This is a genomic window from Pseudoduganella sp. R-34, assembly GCF_049904655.1.
Classification (GTDB): domain Bacteria; phylum Pseudomonadota; class Gammaproteobacteria; order Burkholderiales; family Burkholderiaceae_D; genus Rugamonas.
Genome location: NZ_CP184572.1, coordinates 3,309,240 through 3,329,665 on the forward strand (window position 1 = coordinate 3,309,240; position 20,426 = coordinate 3,329,665).

Consider the following 20,426-nt stretch of genomic DNA (forward strand, 5'->3'; position numbering starts at 1 on the left):
GTCAGCTCAACCTGTCAGTGAGGTCGACCACGCGCGAGACTTCGTCCAGCGTGGTCAGGCCTTCCATCACACGGCGCATGCCGTCGTCGACCAGCGAATGCAGGCCGGCGGCGCCGGCTGCATTGCGCAATTCGCGGGCCGGCGCCCGGCGCGCCACCATGTCGTCGAGTTCACCGTTCATGCGCAGCAGCTCCATGATTGCCATGCGCCCTTTGTAGCCCTGGTGGGCGCAGCGGTCGCAGGCGCCGGCGCGGTAGATGGTGGCCGGCGGATGGTCGGCCGGAAGCCCCAGCAGCCGCCGTTCCAGCTCGTCCGCTTCGACTGCCTGCCGGCAGTGGGGGCACAGCTTGCGCACCAGCCGCTGGGCGATGATGCCGATGATATTGCCGGCCAGGACGTCGGCTACCACGCCCAGGTCAAGCAGGCGCGGGATGGCGCCGACGGCGGAATTGGTATGCAGCGTGGAATAGACCTGGTGGCCGGTCATGGCTGCGGCCAGCGCCATGTCCGCGGTTTCCTTGTCGCGGATCTCGCCGACCAGGATCACGTCGGGGTCTTGCCGCATCATGGAGCGGATGCCGTCTGCGAATCCCAGCTTGGCCGATTCGTTGACCGAGGTCTGGCGGATCTGGTGCATCGGGTATTCGACCGGGTCCTCCATCGTCATGATGTTCACGGATTCCGTGTTGATGTGGTTCAGGATCGAATACAGGGTGGTGGTCTTGCCGCTGCCGGTGGGCCCGGTGACCAGGATCAGGCCGTCGGGACGGGCGATCATCAGTTTGAGCACATCGAGTTCGTGCTCGGCCAGGCCCAGCTTTTCCAGCGGGACGATCCCTTTTTGCCGGTCCAGCACGCGCAGCACGATGTTTTCGCCGTGGGTGGTGGGCTGGCTGCTGGCGCGGAAATCGATCTGGCGGCCTGAGAACTGGATCGATATGCGCCCGTCCTGCGGCGCGCGCGTTTCGGCGATGTTCATCTGGCTGATCACCTTCAGGCGCACCGCCATCGCAGGCCAGTAGGAGCGGTGCAGGCTGCGGATCTGGCGCAGGATGCCGTCGATGCGGTAGCGCACGCGCAGGAAGCTGTGCTCGGGCTCGAAGTGGATGTCTGAGGCGCTGTTCTGTACGGCGTCGGCCAGCAGGGCGTCGATCAGGCGCACCATGGGCTGGCTGTATTCGTCGGAGGAAGCGTCCAGCGTGACCTCGCCGGTTTCGATTTCATGCAGGATGCCGTCGATCGACAGCTCGAAGCCGTAATAGTGGTCGATCGCGTACGCAATGTCGGAGTCGTTGACCAGCAGCGGCACAAGCGTGATGCCTTTGACCAGCATGGCGCTGATCTGGTCCAGCGCGACGATGTTGGTGGTGTCGGACATGGCCAGCACCAGTTCGTCGGTGGCCCGTTCATACACGATGGGGAAGACGCGATAGCGCTTGGCCACCTCCTTGGGAATCAGCTTGAGCGCGACGGCGTCGACCACCAGGCTTTTCAGGTCCGCCGAGCGTGTATTGAGCTTTTCGCTGAGCGCCTCGCGCATCGTCGCTTCCGTCACGAAGCCGAGCGCGATCAGCAACTTGCCCAGGGGTTCGTTGTTGCGCGTTTGCTCGGTCAGTGCGATCCGGAGCTGGTCTTGGCTGATGACGCCCTTCTGGATCAGCAGTTTGCCGAGCGGGATTTTCTGCGTGTCGGCCATTGTGCTTTATTGGGGCGGCGTTTCGAGGGCTTGCAATCGCTTGCGGACTGTATCGACATTGAAGCCGGGAGGGGTGGCCTGCGCCAGTTCGAGCGCGCGCCGGTAATAGGTTTGCGCAAGGCGCGGCTGGTTCATGCGGTCCAGGCCAACCCCCAGGTTGAAGGCGTAGTCGGCGTTTTCGGGCATGGCGCTGAAGGCGCGGAAGTAGCTTTGCTGGGCTTCCGGCCAGCGTCCCTGGCGCGCAAACAGGTTGCCAAGGGCGAATTGCACGGGGCCGGAGTCGGGATGCTGGCGCGCCAGCCCGCGCAGCCTGGTTTCATCGGCCTGCAAGTCGCCGGGCCGCAGTTCGGTGAGGCCTGCCAGGGCTTCGGGGTCGTTGGGGTCCAGTTCGAGCAGGCGCAGGTAATTGCCCGATGCCTGCCTGCCATCGTGTTCGCGCAGCGCCACGGCGGCCGATCCGAGCAGCGCGTCGCGGTTGTTGGGGTCTTGCAGCAGGGCGAGATCGTATTGCTGGCGGGCCGTGGCCAAGTCGCCGGACTGCAGGGCAGCATAGCCGTTCTGCACGGCAGGCACAACCTGTACCGATCCTGTCCCGCGTACAAACTGCACCTTGCCTTGCTCGCCGACGGCGGTTTGTACGGTGGCGGCGCGTTCGCTGCCGGCACCTGCTTCGCCCTGGGGCCGGGCAGCCGGTGCCGAACGGCGTACCTTGAAAGTCTCTTCTGCGTGCGCGCGCGTCGCGGCTGATTCATGGGCCGGCGCCGGAGTGCCTTCCGCGCGGACCTGGCGGGCCGCGCGTTCGGCGGCATCGCGCATCGCTTCCGCACGAATCGCGGGGTCCGTGATGGCTGCCAGTTGCTCGGGCGTCGGGATGGTGACATCGGCAGCAGGCCTGGTGGCCGGTGCTTTTGCGCCGGGAGCCGTCGCAGTGCCGGTGGCCGCTGCGCTGCTGTCGGGTGTGCTTGTGCCGGCAAGGCTGGCAGTACCGTTCGCAGCTGCGCCTCCGGCGCCTGAGGCTGCGGCCGTGCTGCCGCCTTCGGCTGCTCCGGCGACGCTGGCGGGCGCCGTGGCCGGCAGGGCTGGATCAGCGCCCGGCGGCGTGACGTAAGGCGTCACAGGTATCGGTGCTCCCTGCTGCGAGCCGGCTTGTGCTACCGGCGCCGATCCCGGCGCCGGCATCGGGACCATGGGCAGGCGCGCCCCGGGGCCTGGGGCCGACACTGCACGCCAATAGATGAAGGCAAATACTGCAAGCAAGGCAGCCAGCGTCCCTGCCAGGAGGGCAAGCCGGCGCTGGGGCGAGGCGGCTGCACGGGACAAGCCCGGCCTGCGTGCGGGGCCAGGACGGGCGGCAGGGTCCCCGCCGGGGCCGGCGCCAGGACCCGCGGCGCGGGCGCCGTTGCCTGCGCCGTAGCCAGGGGATGCCGATGCGCGCAGGCTGTCGCCGGTGCTGGCCGCTGGCGGCAGGCGGGATTCGGCCGCTGGCCGCATTGGCTCATGGCGTGCCTGCGGCGGTACCGGATCATGCACGGCTTCCTGCGCCGCCATGACAGGCGGCTCGGCATCGAGAGGTTCGAGCCGCCACGCATCGGGCATCACGGCAAATGCCGGCCCGCCTTCGATTGGCGGAGGCGAGGGCACGGCATCGGCGCCAAAAGGCTGCTGCTCCCGGCCATGACCGAGCTCCGCGTCATGTCCGTTTTGCGTACGGGCGCGTTCGGCCTTGCGCAAGGCCTGCATCAGCAAGCTCATAGTTCCCCCGCCGGCCGCGCAGGCATGAGATAGCGGTAGTTGCGGTAATCGCCTGCAAGGCTGGCGTCCTTCACGACGACAGGCCGCAGGAAAATCACCAATTCGGTCTTGCTGGCAGTCTCGTTCCGGTACGAGAACAGGTTGCCGAGTAGCGGCACGGAGCCGATCAGGGGGATGCTGTCCTTCTTGTTGTCGACGGAATCCTGCATCAGGCCGCCCATCACCGCCACCTGGCCGCTCTGGACTTTCAGGATCGATTCCATTTCGCGCGCCTGGATCACCGGCACCCGGCTCTTGACGTTCTGCTTGCTCAGTTCAGGATTGGGGTCTTCCACATAGTCGACGATGCGCGTTATGGTCGGCCGCACGTTCAGCGTGACTTCGTCCTCCGCCGAGATCTGCGGCGTCACGCTCATCACGAAACCCACGGGCACTGTTTCGACCTTCGATTCGTAGGTCGCGGGCGTTGCAATGGTGCCGGTCGACGTCAGCACGGCCGGCGTCACTTTCAGCGTGAAGAAGATGCTGTTGTCGACCACCTTCAGCAAGGCAGTCTGGTTATTCAGCACGCTGATCTTGGGACTGCTCAGCACTTTCACCTTACCGAATGATTCGAGCAACTGGATGGTAGCCGTGATATTGCCGAAGCGCGTGGTCGGGTTGGCATAGTCGAAGATGAAGATCCCGGCCGAACCGTTCGGCGCCACGCCGGAAGGCAGTGGCGTTGTGCCCACCTGTCCCTGTCCCAGCTTGCCGTTGTTGTTGATGCGCGCCCAGTTGATGCCCTGCTGGTACTGGTCGCTGAGCTTGACCTCGATAATGGTCGCTTCGATCAGCACCTGGCGCTTGGCAGTGGACATGATGATGTCCAGGAATTCCTGCACCTTTTCATGCTGCCGGCTGGTGGCGCGCACGGACAACAGGCCGCCTTCGGGATTGGCAATCACCGATGGCGCATTGCGTCCCTGCGAGGATGGGCCGGCGCCGAAAGCGGTATTGGCGCCCGGCCCGCCGGCCGGGGTTCTTGCTTGCGCGGCAGCCGCCTGGGCGCCGGGGTAGCCGGCATCGGGCGAGGCGGCGCCGGCCTGCATCTGCTGGACCATGGCGTTGGCCTGCTCGCGCATCTGAGCAAGAGGATCGGTGAGCTGGTCATTCAGCGTGGTCGGGCGCAGCATGTCGCGCACGTTCTTTTCCAGGCTGTACCAGAAATTGTTGTCCGAGCGATTGGCAACCGAGGTGGTCGAATTATTGTTGCCGCCGTTGCCCAGTGAGCTGCTGCTTGCCGGCACCGGGTTGGAGGGCGTGCCGCCGCCGTTGCTGTAGGCCGAACCGCCCGTGGTGGAAATCTGCGTTGCGATGTTCACGCTGCTGTTGGTACTGCGGGCGATATTGACGTAGTCGATCTTGTAGTGGTTCCAGTAAGGCTGGTCCGGCAGCACGAGCAGGTTATTGCCCTGCAATTCGTAGCGCATGTCGACCTGCTTGCTGATCCGCGCCAGCAATTGCGGCAGGGTTTGGTCCAGCGCGTTCAAGGTCACCGTTCCTTCCACGGCGGGATGCACGTCGACATTCAATCCCGCGTCGCGCGCCAGCGCAAACAGGACCGACTGCACCGGCACGCGGTGCACCGACACGCTATAGGTCTCCTGCCGCGCTGCCGGCCGGGGCGGCGCAAGTGCGGCGCTTTGCTGCACCGGTTCCGGAATCGCACCCGCCACCGGCTCCGGCTCGGCCACATGGGTTGGAGACAAGGGAAGTTTCGGCGCGGCACAAGCCGCAAGCAGGACGCATAACAGGGAAGCCGTCAGGTTCTTCATGCTGATCGCCGCCTGAAGCAAGTTGCCAGGAGTTTATCGAAAACGATCATACTGCGATTGCCCGGAACCGCCGCGCACGAATAACGGCTGTCCTCGATCGCCTGGCGCACGTGGTACGAATTTACAAAAGGCAAATCTTCGGCATAGGCTGCCATCAGCGATTTGTCGGCCAGCACATTGATGCGCCGAACGATGCCCTGCGAGCTGCGAGCGATCAGGCGCACGGCGCCACGGCTGAACAGTTCGGGACCCTGGTAACCGGCGGCCCGCAAGCGATGCGAGAGGAAATAGGGGATCTGGTCGCGTGGCATCGGCGGCACATTGAAGCTGTGCGTGATGCGTTCACGCAGTTGCCGCATGCGCGGCAGTGCCAGGTGCTCATCGAGTTCGGGCTGTCCGAACAGCACGATCTGCAGCAGCTTGCTGCGGGCGGTTTCGAGGTTGGTCAGCAGGCGCACTTCCTCCAGCGTTTCAAGCGGCATGGCTTGCGCTTCTTCCACCAGCAGCACGACCCGGTGCGCGGCCGCGTGGCGGGCGATCAGCTCCGCGTGCAAGGCGCGCAACACCTGATCGGCGCGGCGGCCGGTGGTGTTGAGTCCCAGCTCGGCGGCAATCGCGTGCAGGACTTCCTGCGGGCCGAGCGTGGGATTGACGAGGTAGAGCACGTCGACGCCGCGCGGCAGGCGCGCTTCAAGCATCCGGCACAGCATGGTCTTGCCGCAGCCAACCTCGCCCGTCACCTTGACGATGCCTTCGCCCTGGGTGACAGCGTAGAGCAGGGCGGACAGGATCTCGCCGCGCGTATTCCCGCTGTAGAAAAAAGCGGGGTTCGGCGTAATGCCGAAGGGGGCCTCGTGCAGGCCAAAATGTTGCTGGTACATGGCGGCGTGCAGGCATCGGGTGGGTTGGAATAGGCCCTGCAATTGGAGCACGTATCGCAAGAATTCGTCGCCCTCCAGCCACGCTATGTGGTGAATCTATTAACGAGTTTTGCTTTGCTTGCACGATTCGTTCGCATACAATGCCAGCAAATATTGGATACGGGGAAGCGGTATGACGAGGCCGGAAAAGGTTCGTTTGGGTGAAATCCTGGTGCAGCAGAAACTGCTGTCGGAAGAACAGTTGGGCATGGCGCTGGCGGAGCAGAAACGCAGCGGCCGAAAACTGGGGCGGGTGTTCGTTGAACACGGCTTTGTCACCGAGGAGCAGATTTCCGGTGCGCTGGCGCGCCAGCTCAATATCCCGTATATCAACCTCAAGTTCTACCAGATCAGTTCGGAGCTGGTGCGGCTGTTGCCGGAGACCCAGGCCCGCCGCTTCCGCGCCCTGGTGCTGGAAGACCGCAAGGGATCGATGCTGGTCGGCCTGTCCGATCCGACCGACCTGTTTGCGTACGACGAAATCTCGCGCCTGCTGAAGCAGTCCATCGAGCTGGCCGTGGTCAACGAAACGGAAGTGCTGGCAGCAATCGACCGCATCTACCGCCGCACCGAGGACATCTCCGGCCTGGCGCGCGAGCTGGAACAGGAAATGGGCGAGGGCTCGGTGGACTTTGGCGCGCTTGCCGCCGCCAGCCCCGGCCTGGAAGAAGCGCCGGTCGTCAAACTGCTGCAATCACTGTTCGATGACGCCGCCCAGGTGCGCGCATCGGACATCCACATCGAACCGCAGGAAAGCAGGCTGCAAATCCGCTTCCGCATCGACGGCGTGCTGCACCTGCAGACGGAAGCCGATATCAAGATCGCGCCCGCCCTGGCGCTGCGCCTGAAGCTGATGTCCGACCTGGATATCTCAGAGAAGCGCCTGCCGCAAGACGGCCGCTTCGCCGTGCGGGTCAGGAACGCGCGCATCGACGTGCGTATCTCCACCATGCCGACGCAGTACGGCGAATCGATCGTCATGCGTTTGCTGAACCAGAGCGGCATGACCTTGCGGCTTGACGCCATCGGCATGCCCAAGCAGCTGCTCGAGCGCTTCCGCGCCATCGTGGCGCGTCCGAATGGCCTGGTCCTGGTGACCGGCCCGACCGGCAGCGGCAAGACCACCACGCTGTATTGCGCACTGGCGGAATTGAATTCGATGGAGAAGAAGCTGATCACCGTCGAAGACCCGGTTGAATACCGCTTGGCAGGCATCAACCAGGTGCAGGTCAATGAAAAGATCGAACTCGATTTCGCGCGCGTGCTGCGTTCGGCCCTGCGCCAGGATCCGGACATCGTGCTGGTCGGCGAGATGCGCGACCAGGAAACCGCGCAGATCGGCCTGCGCGCCGCCATGACCGGCCACCTGGTGCTCTCGACCCTGCACACCAACGACGCCGCAAGCACGCCGCTGCGCCTGATGGACATGGGAGTGCCGCGCTACATGGTGGGCAGTTCGCTGCAAGCGGTGCTGGCACAGCGCCTGTTGCGCGTGATCTGCGAGTCCTGCACCACGCCCTACACCCTGACGCCAAACGAGCACGAATGGCTCAGCCTCGAATTGAAGGACAAGGTCGACCTGGGCAGGTACTTCCATGGCAAAGGCTGCTCGCATTGCAATGGCCTCGGTTATCGCGGACGCACCGGTATCTACGAGCTGCTGGAAATGACCCAGTCCGTGGTCGACGCGGCCAATGATCCCGATCCGGCCACGTTCCTGAAGGCGGCGCAGCAGCAGATGGCTGGGCAGACGTTGCGGCGCCAGGCGGTACAGCTGGTGGTGCAGGGACGTACCACCGTTTCCGAGGCGATGCGTATCAGTAACCAGCTAGAGGATTGAGTTGCCTTACTTTGCATACAAAGGCCGGAATGGCCGTGGTGAATTGCTCGCCGGCGTGCTGGAAGGGGCCGACAGCGGGGCCGTTGCCGACCAGCTGTTTGCAACGGGCGTGACGCCGGTCGAGATTACCGAAACCGCCGACCGCGCGCCGGGCAAGTCGGGGCTGGCCAACTTGTGGGAACGGCTGACGGAAAAGAGCGTCAATTCGATGGACGTGCAGCTGTTCAGCCGCCAGATGTACACCTTGCTGAAATCGGGCGTCCCCATCATGCGCGGCTTGGCAGGCTTGCAGGAATCGGCGATCAGCAAGGCCTTTGGCCGCGTGATCGCGGACCTGCGCGAGTCGCTCGATGCCGGCCGAGAACTATCGGCATCCATGCGCCGCCATCCGGAAGCGTTCACGCCGTTTTACCTGTCGATGATCCGGGTCGGCGAAATGACCGGCCGGCTGGACGAAGTCTTCCTGCGCCTGTTCGACCACCTTGAATTCGAGCGCGACATGAAAGAGCGCGTGCGTACCGCCTTGCGTTATCCGACCTTCGTGATGATCGCGATGGCCGTGGCGATGGTGGTGATCAATATGTGGGTGATCCCCGCTTTCGAAGGGGTGTTTCGCAGCTTGAATGCCGAGCTCCCGCTGATGACGCGCATCCTGCTGGCGACGTCGAATTTCACCGTGCAGTACTGGCCGTTCTTCGCGGCGGCGCTGGTGGTTGCCGGGTTTGGATGGCGCTCATGGATCGCAACCGAAAAAGGGCGCTATAAATGGGACCGATGGAAGCTGCGCCTGCCGATCGCCGGCAAGATCATCCATAAGGGCACCATGTCGCGCTTTGCGCGGAGCTTTTCGCTGTCGGCCCGCAGTGGCGTGCCGATCGTGCAGGCCCTGACGGTGGTGTCGCAGACGGTGGACAATGCCTACCTGGCGGCCCGCGTTGAGCAAATGCGCGATGGCGTCGAGCGCGGCGAAAGCATCCTGCGCACTGCGGTGGCGGCAAACGTGTTTACACCTGTGGTGCTGCAGATGATCGCCGTCGGTGAAGAGACCGGATCGCTGGATGACCTGATGGAAGAAATCGCAGCGATGTATGAGCGCGAGGTCGATTATGAGCTGAAGACCTTGTCGGCACAGATCGAGCCGATCCTGATCACCTTCCTGGGCATCATGGTGCTGATCCTGGCGCTTGGCGTGTTCCTGCCGATCTGGGACCTGGGCAAAGTCGCTTTCAAAAAATGAGAAGGCTGAGCAGGTTCAGGCGGTTTGAAGGGTTGGCGTGGTTGATCGTTGGTTTGGCGCTACTGGCGGTTTTCCTCAGCAAGATTCCGTTCTACACTAAAAGCGCAGAAGAGCGGGCAATAGATGTGACGCTGGCACAACTGCGCGCCGCAGTCGAATTGCATCGCCTAAGATCAACCGCAACAACTGATGATCTCGAGGGTAGCAATCCCATGCAATTGCTCGAGGTGAAGCCCGTCAACTACGACGGCGAGTTTGCAAACCGTGGCAGCGCTCCTGCACGACCGGGAACGTGGTTCTTTGATAGGGAGTCGAAAGAGCTGGTCTATGTTTTACTTGCTCCGGAGAAATCTTCATTGAAGCAACAACAAATGCTCTATTTCAAGTTAGAATTGCGCCGCTTGCCCGAACGAACTGTCAGGCCTTCAGAGCTGCCCGCAGAAAATGCCGGTGTTGTTCTGAATCAACTAAATGACTAGCCACGAAGCTGGTCCATATGATTTTTGAACTCATGGGAGAAGTGATGAAAAAGTTTCCAAATTCGATGCCCCGCTCGCAGCAAGCTGGCTTTACCCTGATCGAACTGATCGTTGTGATCGTGATTCTCGGCATCCTGGCCGCCACTGCGCTGCCGCGCTTCATGGACGTCGGCAGTGAGGCGCGCGCTGCGAGCGTCGCAGCAGTGCGTGGTTCGCTGAACGCTGCAAATTCGATGGTCCATAGCCGCTGGCTGATCTCGCAAGGGAGCACGGTCAAGATGGAAGGCCTGGATGTCCCGGTTGATACCGCCGGCTATCCAACTGTCTCGGCTACCGTAAATTCCCACATCGCCGACATGGCCGGCATCAATAGCAACGACTATACGACCATCGCCCCAAGCTCGTCGGGGACCACTAGCCCTACGACCTCGAGTAGCGAGGTTGCTTTTGTACCGAAGAGCGTGGCAGGTACCACTAAAGCTGCCAAGTGCTACGTGAAATTTACAGCAGCGATCATCTCTTCGGCGACTCCGCCGGTTGTAACGCCGCCTGCCATTTCGACGGACACGTCCGGCTGCTAAGCCGCCAGGCACTATAAGGAATCGATGGCAACCAGCGGAGCTTCGCCTGGGCGCGGCTTCACAATGGTCGAGCTGATCATTGTGCTGGTTGTTGTCGGCATTCTGTCGGCAGTCGTGTTCGGCCGCTTTTTCGTGCGCGGTGACTACGACGCGGCGGGATTTGCAGCGCAAATGAGGGCGACGCTGCGCTACGGCCAGCAGCTGGCCATTGCGCAGAACCGGCCGATTTATGTCTACCTGGACAGCTCAAGCGTGGCGCTTTGCTTCGCCGCCACCTGCAGCGCCGCCAATCACGTGCGCGATCCAGGCGGCGGCAACAGCTTCAGCGGTGGACAGTGCGGCACCGACCGCTCGTGGGCCTGCGTAGCCCCGCCGGCCAATGTGGTCCTGGGACTGTCGCCGGCGGGCGCAGCAAACAACCATTTCTTTTTTGACGCTTCCGGCAAGCCGCAGTTGTCTTCCGGCGCGGAGTTCAGCTCCCTCAACCTTCAGGTGAGTGCCGGCAACACACAGCAGGCCGTCCGGGTGCAATGGGAAACCGGCTATGTCTATTAGACACGATCGCCAGTCGGGCCTGACTTTCATCGAACTGATCCTGTTCATCATCATTGTCGGCATTGCGGCTGCAGCCATCCTGCGCACGCTGGCCAATACCAGCAATGCCAGCGCGGACCCGCTACGCCGCAAGCAGGCCTTGCTGATTGCCGAAGGCTTGCTGGAGGAAGTCCAGCTTGCCGCGTTCACGTTCTGCGATCCGCTCGACACCACGGAAAACCCGACAGCGCCGGCCGACTGTGCGACGCCGGAAGCGGTCGGCAACGAGGGTGGCACACGGCCGTACAACAACATCAATGACTATGTGCCGAGCCTTGGGATGCCATACGCCGCCTTCAATAACGGGGCCGGAAAGCTGGTCGATGCCGCCGGCAACGAGCTGGGCGTGAGCGGCTACGCAGCGACGCTGACCTTGCGCGCCGAGCCGCTGAACGGCATCCCGTCGACCGCCGCCTTGGCGACGCAGGAAGTGCTGCGCCTGACGGTGCGCGTGACGCACGGCCCGCTGGCAAGCGACTTCGTGGAGCTTGACACCTATCGCACACGCCATTCGCCGCAGGTGGCGCAATGAAGCGGGCAGCGGGCTTTACGCTGATCGAGATGATCGTTGTGATCGTCCTGACCGGCATCGTGGCCGGCATGGTTGCCGTATTCCTGCGCGCGCCGGTGCAAGCCTATGTCGACAGCGCCGCGCGCGCCGAGTTGAGCGACGCCGCCGATATCGCGGTGCGGCGCATTGCGCGCGAGGTGCGCAGGGCGCTGCCCAATAGCCTGCGGGTCAGCGGCGGCGGGGCCACCGTGGAGTTCTTTCCGACCAAATCCGGCGGACGCTATCTTGCCGAAGAAGACGACGAAGGCGCCGGCTACCTGGACTTCACCGATAGCACCAAGCGCAGTTTTACCGTAGTGGGCCAGATGCCTTCGCCTGCGATCGTGCCGGGAACCGATTCCATCGTGGTGTACAACCTGGGACCCGGCATCGACCGCGCAGATGCTTATGCTGGCGACAATATCGCCCTGGTCAGTTCCGTGGCGGGCAATGTCGTGACCCTGGCCAGCAATCCTTTCGCCAGCGCGGGCGCCACTGCTCCCATCCTGAGTTCGCCGGCGCGCCGCTTCCAGGTGGTGACCGGCCCGGTCAAGTTCGTGTGCGACCTGGCGAACCGCCAACTGGTCCGGCAATGGAACTACACGCCGCCGGCGACAGCCGATACTGCGATCCTGGCGACCAATGTCACGGCTTGCCGCTTCACCTACGAGGCGAATATCGCCAATACCCGCTCCGGATTGCTGGGCATTAGCTTGACGCTGGCGCGGCCGGACATGCCGGCGGAATCGGTGCAGCTATTCCACCAGATCCACGTGGACAACCCGATATGACAAGCATGCGCCAATATTCGCGGCAGCGCGGCGTGAGCCTGGTAGCGGCCATTTTCCTGGTCGTCGTGCTGGCATTCCTGGCGGTGGCGATCGTCAGCGTCACCTCCACGCAGCAGGCGGCCTTCGGGCTGGACGTGCAGGGCACGCGCGCTTACCAGGCCGCGCGCTCGGGCGTGGAATGGGGGCTGCACCGCCAGTTGCGCAGCAGCGCCTTGTGTCCGGCAGCGAGCGGGGCCTCGTCCACGTCGAGCTTTGCCATGCCCGCCAACACTACCCTCAGCCCCTATACTGTCACGGTGACCTGCACCACCACCGTGCTGGGAGCGATCAAGCGCTATCGGATGCGATCGGTCGCCTGCAACCAGCCTGCGGCGGGCGCTTGCCCGAATGCGAACAATAGTTCCGACTACGTGCAACGCGTCATCCAGGTCGATTTCGGAGAATGAAGAAGTGAATAGCCTGTTGTGCCTTCGCCGCCTGCTGCACACTGTCGCCATGCTGATGGCGCTGGTGGCGAGCGCGCACGCCGACACCACCATTTCGCTGTTCAAGAGTTTTGCCGGCAACGTCAATTTTGTCGGGGCGGAAAGGACGCTGCGCAAGGCATCCAATACGACCAATCCTTGCACCATCTATGCGGCCAACGAGACCACGGACGTGACCTTGAGCGGGATTCCAACAACCGCCAAGATCCTCAGCGCCCAGCTTTACTGGGCCGCTTCCGGCACCACCACCGACTACGCCGTGGTGTTCGAAGGCAAGGCGATTACCGCGCCTGCCTCGCGCCAGTACAAGAGCGCTACCGTGGGCTACGATTTTTTCAGCGGCGCCTACGATATTACGGCCGAGGTCACAGCCAAGCGCAATGGCAAATATACGTTTTCCGGCCTGACCATCAATAACTCGGCGAAATGGTGCGATGTGCAGGCCGTGGTTGGCGGCTGGTCAATGGTGGTGGTCTACTCGCTGCCAAGTGAAACATTCAGGGTGCTGAACATCTATGAAGGCTTCCAGTACATCCAGTACAGCAGCGTGAGCCTGTCGCTGTCGAATTTCAAGATTCCGCCGCTGACGACCCATACCGGTCGTGTGGCGCACATTACCTGGGAAGGCGACGCAACGCTGAGCAGTACTTCGAGCGGCGAATTCCTGACTTTCAACGGCTATTCGATGTCGAATAGCGTGAATCCGCCTGGTAACCAGTTCAATTCGGTCAGCACCATTGCCGGCACGGACTCGGTTTCCTATGGTATCGACTATGACTCGTACACGGTCAGCAGTCCGGTGATCCAGTCCGGGCAGACCAGCGCGACCACCGTGTACCGTTCCGACCAGGACTTGGTGCTGCTGAGCGCGGAGATTATCGCGGTACCGAATACGCCGGTGACCGACCTGGGCATTTCGATCTCGCGCGACCAGGCGCCGACGCTTGGCCAGACCATGGTGTACACGGTAGATGTCACCAATTACGGACCCGCGGCCGAGCCGGGAACCGTGCAGGTGGTCGACAACCTTCCTTCGCAAGTCAGCCTGGTGTATGCGGGCGGCGATGGCTGGACCTGCGCCCAGGCTGGCCAGAAAATTGCCTGCAACTACAACACGCCGCTGGATGTGGGCGCCAGTGCGCCGCCGCTGCAACTGACCGTGATGGTCAACGCCGTGACCAATTCGCTCAGCAACACCGTCACCGTCAGCGGAAGCGAGTTCGACAACCAGATGTCGAACAACAGCGACACCGATACCGCTTCGGTCGCCGTCGCGCCTTATGTCTTTACGCAATCGAAGTGCACCAAGGGCGTGGCATTCGGCAGCACCGGGCAATGCCTGTTCATCGACTGGAAGAGCGTGATCGCCGGCGACGATATTCCGGTCTATATCACGCTGGTCAATTCTTCCGGCGTCCCAACCGCGCCAAGTACGACCTTGCCGACGGTGGTGTCGATGCGCTTTGGCATGTCCTGCCAGGACCCGGTCAAGGGATCGTCGGAGTTCGCATCCTTCCCCGACCGCGCCTCGCTGCTGCCGAAATGCGCCGAGAGCAGCGCCACGCCAAGCGGTGCGCAATGGTCGCTGTACCGTGCCCTGGTGGTCGATGCCAACCAGGCCAGCATCAGCAGCCCGCTGACGTTCAATTATTTCGATGTCGGCCGCATCAAGCTGTTCATGCAGGATTCGACAGGCAAGACCGGGGCCAGCGGGCCGGTGGTCATGCGTCCGTACATGCTGGAGATGGAGGTCTTCAAGACTGCCGCCAATGGCACCCGCACCGACAATCCGGGCGCCAGCACCGCCAGCGGCGGCAAGTTCGCTGCCGCCGGCGAGCCGTTCACGATCCGCGTGGGCGTGCGCACCCGGGACAAGACCAGCGGCACCAAATATTTTGCACAGAACTTCGGCAACGAGATTTCACCGCGCAGCGTGAACTTCGATCCGAATCCCAGCGATGGGCTGAGCTTCACCGACATGGTGGCGCAGCCAGAGCTGCAAGGCAGCCTCGATCCGTTTTCGCTGGGCCGCTCAAGCGGCACGTTCAAATATCCGGAGGTCGGCATCATTACCGTGAAGGCGACCCTGGCCGGCAACGACTACCTTGGCAGCGGCGGCATCAGCCCGGCCACCACCAATATCGGCCGCTTCGTGCCCGATCATTTCAATACCGCGGTGGAAGCCCCGGATTCGCTGGGCCCAATACTGCCGTGCCCGGCCGACGTTCCTTGCTCCGCCACCAGCGGCATGGTGTATTCGGGGTTGCCGTTTGCCGCCACGGTGACGGCGCATGACGTGGACGGCAACCTGCTGAAGAACTACCGCGGTGCATTTTCCAAAGCCCTTTACATGTGCGGCGCGGGCAACCAGACCCTTGCTCCGCCCAGCGGCGGTGTGTGCCCCGTACTGGTCTTCGGCGCCAGCGCGCCCGACAACGCGCTGCGGCGCGACAAGAAAGCGGCAATGGTGAAAGACAGCGGCGACATCGATTTCGATAACGACGACGGGACTCTGTCGCTATCGGTCGACTACAAGCTGGCGAACCCGTATTCGATTGCCGGCGCCGCAAACACCGGCCGCCAGGCGCCGGTGCTGGTGTACGTACGCGCGACCGATGCCGACGGTGTCAGCTCGCTGTATGGCTACGACGCCGCGCGCGACCTGGTCGAAGGCCAGGTGGTGCTGGTCAACGCGCGCCTGCAGCTGCCGAATCTTTTCGGCTCGGAGCTGCAGTACCAGCCGGTCAACGCGACCGTGCAATATTGGAACGGTACGCGCTGGGCCACCAGCGCCGGGAATTCCATGGCGGACGTGGTCAATCCGGCCTTGTTGCGCTTTACGAACTGCAAGAAAAACCTGCTGTCCGGGACTGCATGCAAGACCGTCCTCGGCGCGACCTCGACCGCGCTGCGGTCCATCAGCAATGGCCAGACGCGCTTCCTGATGAGCGCGCCGGGGGCGGGCAATAGCGGCACGGCGGATTACTACTTCGACCCTCTGCTGGCGCCGGAATGGCTGCCCAGTACCGTGGGCAGGGCAACTTTTGGCATTTATCGCAACACACCTGTCACCTATATAAGAGAACTGTACTGACACCGGGGCTGAACGATGGCAAAATATGGCATATTAATCAAACAATTACGGTTGTTTCTTCATCTAAAAGTTTGAAGACAGGGCGCAATGCGATTCTTTTCGAAAGCTAAAAAGGAAAAAGACGCCTGGCTGGTCTTTGCGCCTTTGCCGCAGGGTATGGCCCTGGCGACGATGCGCCGCCAGGGCGCCAGCACGCCCGTGCTGCTTGGCTGTGTGGAGGCGGGGCTGGAAGGCCAAGGGGCGGAAGAAACCCTGGCGCGTGCGGCGCGGTCGCGCAACGCCGCGCGATTCCGCTGCAGCACGCTGCTCGCCCCCAGCGATTACCAGCTGTTGACGTTGGAGGCGCCCAATGTGCCGCAAGACGAACTGAAAACCGCGGTGCGCTGGCGCATGAAAGACATGCTGGATTTCCACGTCGATGACGCGACCTTCGACGTAATGGCCATTCCGGTGGAACGCGCCAGCGGCCGCACGCCGAGCATGTTTGTGGTGGCGGCACGCAACAGCGTGATCCGCCAGCGCCAGGAACTGTTCTTCGGCGCCGGGATCGACCTGGAAGTGATCGACATCCCCGAGACTGCCCAGCGCAATGTATCGGCCCTGCTGGAACAGGATGGGCGCGGCCTGGCCCTGCTGTCGCTTGGCCCGCAGGGCGGCCTGTTGACCGTTACCTACCTGGGCGAGCTGTACCTGGCGCGCAGGATCGATGTCACGCCGGCGCTGCTGGAAGAAGGCGATGCCGATCGCCGCCATGCCGCGCTGGATCGGCTGATGCTGGAGGTGCAGCGTTCGCTCGACCACTTCGAGCGCCAGTTCGGCTTTGTTTCAATCTCCAGGATGGTTCTGGCCCCTGGTTGCGGCGAATCGCTGCTGAATTACCTGTCGTCGAATATGTACATGCCCGTGGTCCAATGCAAGCTGGAGGAAGTGATCGACTTGTCCGGGGTGCCTGAATTGCTGGACAGCGCGCAGCAGGCGCATTACTTCTTTGCCCTCGGTGCGGCATTGCGCCAGGAAGTGATCGTGCCATGAGCCAGCAGATCAACCTGTTCAACCCGATCTTCATGCGCCAGCGCCACAGCCTCAGTGCGCGCGGCATGGCGTTGGCCCTGTTGGCCTTGATCGCCGGCACCATTGCGATCGTTCTGTTCGCGGGCCGGCAATTGCAGCCTTTGCGCGAGCAGGCGTCGCAGCAAGAGAGCCGATTGAAGGAGCGGCAGGCCCGCATGCAAGCGGTGGCTGTGGAGTTCGCGCCGCGCGCCAGCGACCCGCTGCTGAAGACGGAGCTCGAGACCAAGGAAGCGCGCCTGAAATCCTTGCGGCAGGCGATGCAGATGCTGCACCAGGCTGAAGGCGAAGGCGGACAAGGCTTTGCGGAATATTTTCGCGCCCTGGCGCGCCAGAGCGTCAACGGCCTATGGCTGACGGAAGTGGCGGTGCAGGGCGAGCGGCGCGAGGTGAGCATGCAGGGCCGTGTGCTGCAAGCGGCCCTGGTGCCTGCCTACCTGTCGCGCCTCGGTGGCGAACCCGTATTGCGCGGCAAATCCTTCCGGACCCTGGAATTGGGTCCTGCGCCAGCGCAGGCGCCGGCTGTCGATGCAGCGGGACGCGTGCCGCTTGGCACGCTGCCTCCGGTAGCAGGCAGCACCGCAGCCAGCGCATTGGCCGCTGCCGCCCCTGCACCGGTCGAAGCGCCACCGGCACGTTTCCTTGAATTCCGGCTGCGCAGCACGGCTGCCGCGCCTGGCGGGGGGAATCCATGAAGGCCGCGCTGCTGAGACTGGAACAACGCATCGATGCGATGCCGCTGCCGCGGCGCGTGGCCCTGTTCGCTGCGGGGATCCTGCTGGTTGCAGGTATCGCATGGTTCGGAAAATTCGGACCCATGCTGGCGGAGCGCCAGTCCCTGCAGGCCTCGATCCAGCAAGGACAGGCCCAAGTCGACGCGATTGACAAGCAGATTGCCGCTGCGCTGAAGGCTTATGAATCGGACCCGAACGCCACCATGCGGCGCCGTCTGGCCGCAGTGCAGGAAGAAGCCCGCGCCACCAGCGAGGATTTACTGAACCGCAAGCAGGGCATGGTGCAGCCGCAGCGCATTGTCCCGCTGCTGCAACAGATGCTGGCCGGGCATCCCGGGCTGAAAGTGGTTGGGATGAAGACTTTGCCGGTCAGCGGCTTGCGGGACGGACAGTTCGACCAGGCCGGCACAGCTGCGCCGGGCACGGGGCCGCAGCCGGCCAGCCAGGCCCCGGCGATCCTGTATCGCCACGGTGTCGAGGTGGTGGTGGAGGGCAGCTATGCCGACCTGCTGGGCTATATGGCAACGCTGGAAAAAGTGACGCCGCGCCTGATATGGGGCAGCGCGCGCCTGAACGTGATCAAGCACCCCGAAACCAGCCTGACATTGACGGTGTACACATTGAGTCTCGACGAAACCTGGGTGCAGATATGAGAAAGATCCTGGCCGCCCTGGCGGTCCTCGCCGCCATCCCGGCGCTGGCGCAAACGGCGTTGCCCGACCCGACCAGGCCGCCGCCGGAAGTGCTGGCGCCGCAAGCGGAGCGCAGCGGCCCGGCCGCGGCAGTGCCTGCCGCCGGACCGCAACTGCAGTCGGTGCTGCTGGCACGCCGCCCGGGCGGACGCAAGCTGGCGGTAATCGACGGCGCCATTGTCCCGCTGGGCGGGAAGGTAGGCGGCGCCGTGCTGGTCGAAGTGCGCGAGGGTGCCGTCGTCCTGCAACGCGGGAAGCAAAAACAAGTATTGAAATTGGTATCATCGGGACAGGATAAGGCGCGACAGCCATGACAGAGAAAACGAGCATCTCGAAAGCTTCACAATTTTGCCGGCTGGCGATGGGCAGCGGCGCATTCGCGATGCTGGCAGCATGTACCCAGACGCCGATGCGCGACACTTACAGTTCCATCAGCAAGGAGGTGAAATCCGCCGCGCAGTCGGCTGCGGCCGCGCCCGTCCCGCAGCAGGTTTCGGACGCCTTGCTGCCGTCGGCCGAACAGCTGGCAGGACAGTTGCCCAAGGCACGGCCGGTGCTGGAGGAACGCTTCAATGTGGCGTTCAACGACGTGCCGGCAAACCAGTTCTTCAATTCACTGGTGGCGGGCACCCGTTACAACATGCTGGTGCATCCTGAAGTCAGCGGCAATATCACGGCCAACCTGAAGGACGTCACGATTGCCGAGGCGCTGGAAGCCGTGCGCGAAATGTATGGCTACGATTACCGGATCGAGGGCACGCGCATCACGATCAAGCCGCTGACCATGCAAAGCCGGATGTTCCAGGTGAATTACCTGACCGCATCGCGCCGCGGTTCGTCGAACCTGCGCGTGACGTCGACCTCGGTGCAAAATGCCGGCAACAACGGCAATAACAACAATAACAACGGCGACCAGAACAATAACAACCGCCAGAACCGCAACAACAATAACGGCGATCCGAATTCACCCAATGCCAACGTGCTGGATGAAGCGGCCAATGTCACCACGCGATCGGAGTCCGATTTCTGGGCCGAGCTGAAACTGTCGCTGGAAGCGATCGTCGGCGCCGGCAAGGATGGGCGCGCCGTCGTCATCAGCCCGCAATCGGGCCTGGTGGTGATCCGCGGCATGCCGGAGGACTTGCGCAACGTCGACCGCTACCTGAAAGCGACGCAGCTGGCGGTGGCGCGCCAGGTCATCCTCGAGGCAAAAATCCTGGAGGTGGAGCTGAGCGAAAAGGCGCAGTCCGGCATCAACTGGGCGGCTTTCGGCTCGCGCATTTCGGCCGGCATGGTCGGTCCCGGCACGACGCTTGCGCCGCGCATCAATGGCGTCAATTCCCTGCTGAACCAGCCGAACGGCATGTCCGGTACGCCCGGCACTACCCTGGCAACGGCCACCAGTGCGGCTGGGTCGCTATTCGGCCTGGCGTTCCAGAACTCCAATTTTGCCGCGCTGATTTCCTTCCTGGAGTCGCAGGGCACGGTGCATGTGCTGTCCAGCCCGCGCATCGCCACGCTGAACAACCAGAAGGCGGTGCTGAAGATCGGCACCGACGAGTTCTTCGTCACCGGCGTCAGCACCACCACCAATACCAATGCGACCGGCAATGGCACGGTGTCGCCGAACGTGACGCTGCAGCCTTTCTTCTCCGGCGTGGTGCTGGACGTGACGCCGCAGATCGATGACAAGGGCAACATCATCCTGCACGTGCATCCATCGGTAAGCCAGGTGTCGACAGTGAACAAGAATATCAACCTCGGCAATGCCGGCAGCCTGAACCTGCCGCTGGCGGCGTCGGCCACTTCTGAAATGGACAGCATGGTGCGCGGCGAGAACGGCAGCGTGGTGGCGATCGGCGGCCTGATGCGCCAGTCGACCAGTGCCGACCGCTCGCAGATCCCGGTTGCCGGCCGCATTCCAGTGATCGGCAGCTTGTTCCGCAGCACTGCTGACAGCATCCAGAAGCGCGAGCTGGTGGTCCTGATCAAGCCAACGATTGTCGATACGGCCAGCGACTGGAGCCAGGACCTGATGGAGAGCAGCCGCCGCATCGAGCTCCTCGATCCGAAGCAGACCACGGGGCGCCGCTGAT

18 protein-coding genes are annotated in these 20,426 nt (G+C 63.1%); 14 read left to right on the forward strand and 4 right to left on the reverse strand.

All coding sequences use genetic code 11. The features are described from left to right. Position 1: 1 nt before the first annotated feature. The 4 genes from ACN9MW_RS15320 to ACN9MW_RS15335 are packed head-to-tail and all read right to left on the reverse strand — an operon-like array spanning position 2 to position 6,146. Positions 2-1,696 carry a GspE/PulE family protein gene (locus ACN9MW_RS15320; RefSeq protein ID WP_426171973.1) on the reverse strand — a complete coding sequence of 565 codons (1,695 nt, stop codon included), beginning with the start codon at positions 1,694-1,696 and terminating at the stop codon, positions 2-4. Positions 1,697-1,702: 6 nt separating this feature from the next. Further along, complete coding sequence (locus tag ACN9MW_RS15325; protein ID WP_426171975.1) at positions 1,703-3,448, reverse strand: hypothetical protein; 1,746 nt, start codon at positions 3,446-3,448, stop codon at positions 1,703-1,705. Next, positions 3,445-5,265 (reverse strand): pilus (MSHA type) biogenesis protein MshL, encoded by a 1,821-nt coding sequence (mshL, locus tag ACN9MW_RS15330; protein ID WP_426171976.1) that lies wholly within the window; start codon positions 5,263-5,265, stop codon positions 3,445-3,447. The genes ACN9MW_RS15325 and mshL (ACN9MW_RS15330) overlap by 4 nt, the downstream gene beginning before the upstream one ends. Further along, entirely contained in the window at positions 5,262-6,146 is an 885-nt protein-coding gene (locus tag ACN9MW_RS15335; RefSeq protein WP_426171978.1) for an ExeA family protein, read from the reverse strand. Before ACN9MW_RS15335 ends, mshL (ACN9MW_RS15330) begins: the two co-directional genes overlap by 4 nt. Positions 6,147-6,318: 172 nt before the next feature. Between ACN9MW_RS15335 and ACN9MW_RS15340 the strand changes: the two genes are divergently transcribed. From ACN9MW_RS15340 to mshL (ACN9MW_RS15405), 14 genes are all read left to right on the forward strand, one after another. Then, complete coding sequence (locus ACN9MW_RS15340) at positions 6,319-8,025, forward strand: GspE/PulE family protein (RefSeq protein ID WP_426171979.1); 1,707 nt, start codon at positions 6,319-6,321, stop codon at positions 8,023-8,025. Position 8,026: 1 nt separating this feature from the next. Then, on the forward strand, positions 8,027-9,262 hold the full coding sequence (locus ACN9MW_RS15345; RefSeq protein WP_426171981.1) for a type II secretion system F family protein: 1,236 nt from the start codon (positions 8,027-8,029) through the stop codon (positions 9,260-9,262). A gap of 32 nt (positions 9,263-9,294) precedes the next feature. Further along, a complete protein-coding gene (locus ACN9MW_RS15350; RefSeq protein WP_426171983.1) occupies positions 9,295-9,741 on the forward strand; it encodes a hypothetical protein in 447 nt (148 codons plus the stop codon). Between the two features lie 44 nt (positions 9,742-9,785). Continuing rightward, positions 9,786-10,322, forward strand: coding sequence for a type II secretion system protein (locus ACN9MW_RS15355; RefSeq protein WP_426171985.1), 537 nt, complete (start codon positions 9,786-9,788; stop codon positions 10,320-10,322). Positions 10,323-10,346: 24 nt separating this feature from the next. Then, positions 10,347-10,877: a prepilin-type N-terminal cleavage/methylation domain-containing protein gene (locus tag ACN9MW_RS15360; protein WP_426171987.1), complete on the forward strand. Its 531-nt coding sequence runs from the start codon at positions 10,347-10,349 to the stop codon at positions 10,875-10,877. Then, positions 10,867-11,448, forward strand: a complete 582-nt coding sequence (locus tag ACN9MW_RS15365) for a type II secretion system protein (RefSeq protein WP_426171988.1) — start codon at positions 10,867-10,869, stop codon at positions 11,446-11,448. The genes ACN9MW_RS15360 and ACN9MW_RS15365 overlap by 11 nt, the downstream gene beginning before the upstream one ends. Further along, positions 11,445-12,257: a PulJ/GspJ family protein gene (locus ACN9MW_RS15370; RefSeq protein ID WP_426171990.1), complete on the forward strand. Its 813-nt coding sequence runs from the start codon at positions 11,445-11,447 to the stop codon at positions 12,255-12,257. Before ACN9MW_RS15365 ends, ACN9MW_RS15370 begins: the two co-directional genes overlap by 4 nt. Beyond that, positions 12,254-12,703 carry an agglutinin biogenesis protein MshP gene (locus tag ACN9MW_RS15375; RefSeq protein ID WP_426171992.1) on the forward strand — a complete coding sequence of 150 codons (450 nt, stop codon included), beginning with the start codon at positions 12,254-12,256 and terminating at the stop codon, positions 12,701-12,703. The genes ACN9MW_RS15370 and ACN9MW_RS15375 overlap by 4 nt, the downstream gene beginning before the upstream one ends. Positions 12,704-12,707: 4 nt before the next feature. Then, entirely contained in the window at positions 12,708-15,836 is a 3,129-nt protein-coding gene (locus ACN9MW_RS15380) for a DUF6701 domain-containing protein (protein WP_426171994.1), read from the forward strand. 87 nt (positions 15,837-15,923) lie between these two features. Beyond that, a complete protein-coding gene (pilM, locus tag ACN9MW_RS15385; RefSeq protein ID WP_426171996.1) occupies positions 15,924-16,868 on the forward strand; it encodes a type IV pilus biogenesis protein PilM in 945 nt (314 codons plus the stop codon). Continuing rightward, on the forward strand, positions 16,865-17,599 hold the full coding sequence (locus ACN9MW_RS15390; protein WP_426171998.1) for an MSHA biogenesis protein MshA: 735 nt from the start codon (positions 16,865-16,867) through the stop codon (positions 17,597-17,599). The genes pilM and ACN9MW_RS15390 overlap by 4 nt, the downstream gene beginning before the upstream one ends. Continuing rightward, complete coding sequence (locus ACN9MW_RS15395; RefSeq protein ID WP_426171999.1) at positions 17,596-18,291, forward strand: hypothetical protein; 696 nt, start codon at positions 17,596-17,598, stop codon at positions 18,289-18,291. The genes ACN9MW_RS15390 and ACN9MW_RS15395 overlap by 4 nt, the downstream gene beginning before the upstream one ends. After that, the gene (locus ACN9MW_RS15400) at positions 18,288-18,644 is read left to right on the forward strand and encodes an MSHA biogenesis protein MshK (RefSeq protein ID WP_426172001.1); all 357 of its coding nucleotides are present in this window, start codon (positions 18,288-18,290) and stop codon (positions 18,642-18,644) included. Before ACN9MW_RS15395 ends, ACN9MW_RS15400 begins: the two co-directional genes overlap by 4 nt. After that, complete coding sequence (gene mshL / locus ACN9MW_RS15405) at positions 18,641-20,425, forward strand: pilus (MSHA type) biogenesis protein MshL (RefSeq protein ID WP_426172002.1); 1,785 nt, start codon at positions 18,641-18,643, stop codon at positions 20,423-20,425. Before ACN9MW_RS15400 ends, mshL (ACN9MW_RS15405) begins: the two co-directional genes overlap by 4 nt. Position 20,426 lies beyond the last annotated feature (1 nt).